This is a genomic window from Terrabacter aerolatus (assembly GCF_007991735.1).
In the GTDB taxonomy this organism is placed as follows: domain Bacteria; phylum Actinomycetota; class Actinomycetes; order Actinomycetales; family Dermatophilaceae; genus Terrabacter; species Terrabacter aerolatus.
Window position 1 is genome coordinate 1 of the sequence record NZ_BJYX01000058.1, and the last position, 925, is coordinate 925.

1 protein-coding gene is annotated in these 925 nt (G+C 69.5%); it reads left to right on the forward strand.

Translation table 11 applies throughout. From position 1 onward, the window contains the following. Positions 1-588: transposase (locus tag TAE01_RS20375; RefSeq protein WP_147068632.1), on the forward strand; the 588-nt coding region annotated here is incomplete at its 5' end. Positions 589-925: the final 337 nt, after the last annotated feature.

Consider the following 925-nt stretch of genomic DNA (forward strand, 5'->3'; position numbering starts at 1 on the left):
GCCGCCCTGACCGACGGTGCGGGCGTGGTGGCGCACCGGCCGGCGGTGTTCGAACGGCTCGAGTGGACCCTGGCCGACTGGGACGACGCCCGCGGCAAGCTCACGGATGTCGAGGCGCGGATGGTGTCCGTGCTCGACGAGCTCCAGCTGACAGCGTTGGTGACGAGCATCGACGGGCTGTCGCCGGTCGGGGCGGCGGCGATCCTCGCCCAGACCGGGGACCTGACCCGGTTCACCTCCGCGCGGGCCGTCGTCAAACACGCCGGCCTGGCCCCGCGGGAACGCAAGTCCGGCACGTTCACCGGCAAAGCCCGGGTCACCGGCGCCGGACGCCCGCAGCTACGCGTCGCGGCGTGGCGGGCGGTGTGGGGATGTCTTCAGACGAACCGGGTGTACGCCGCGCGGTACCGCCATCTAACCAGCCGCGAGCACCACCCGATGACCCCGACCCAAGCCCAGACCGCCGTCGCCGCCGCGATCCTGCGCCAGCTGTACGCCGTCGTCACCCAGCAGCGCGCGTGGGACCCAGTCATCGCCGCCCACGGTACCGCCACATGGAAGGAGACCACGGGCACCGCTGCTGCGTAACGATATCCAGCACCAGCATCAGGTCAATCAGCACGAGGCCCTACCCATCAAGCTGGGGCGGGGTGAGCCTTCCGCGGCATTGAGAACCCTCGCGGTATCTCGTCGCTCATCACAGGCCGCCCCGTCCCGTCGTCGACACAACCCGATCACACGCTGCCGAGCACGACCTCGATTAGCTATGCAGGGACCGACGGCGAGACACGGCACCCGCCCAAACTCTTGACGCTAAACACCTCACGCTGATGAGCGCGCGTCGGCCGCACGCGGCTAGGCCGCCTGATGGGCGAGCTGAGAGGCGATCAAGTTGGCAACTCAGGCGGTACCTTCAGGCATGGGG